General features: G+C 39.3%; 1 protein-coding gene. It reads right to left on the bottom strand.

Annotation, left to right across the window (positions count from 1 at the left end; all coding sequences use genetic code 11):
• Positions 1-100 precede the first annotated feature (100 nt).
• The coding region (locus M2R48_RS21400; RefSeq protein ID WP_262087647.1) for a hypothetical protein at positions 101-308 on the bottom strand (208 nt) is incomplete at its 5' end.

Here is a 308-nt window from a genome sequence, read left to right as displayed (position 1 = left end):
ATGCTGTGAATGGTGGTCAATTATTTACAACGAATCAGAACGTTGCGAAAAACACATCAGACATTAGTACGTTAAATACCACTGTTACCAATCAAGGTAATCAAATCACGACCAATACATCAAATATTGCGACCAATACATCTGACATCACGACTTGAAAAGGTGGATTTAACTTACAAACCAACGGTAAGAACAGTGGTTCGATTAAAGCGGGTGACACGGTTGATATTGGTGTAGCAACTCCAGCGGATACTAACCTTACAGCAACCAAGACAGGTAATAATGTCGCATTTGCTTTAAGCAAAGAC

The sequence above is a fragment of the Acinetobacter sp. I-MWF genome, from assembly GCF_025433935.1.
GTDB classification, from domain to species: Bacteria; Pseudomonadota; Gammaproteobacteria; order Pseudomonadales; family Moraxellaceae; genus Acinetobacter; species Acinetobacter guillouiae.
The sequence above is the reverse complement of the archived record's forward strand: the minus strand, read 5'-3'. Positions and strand labels throughout refer to the sequence as shown.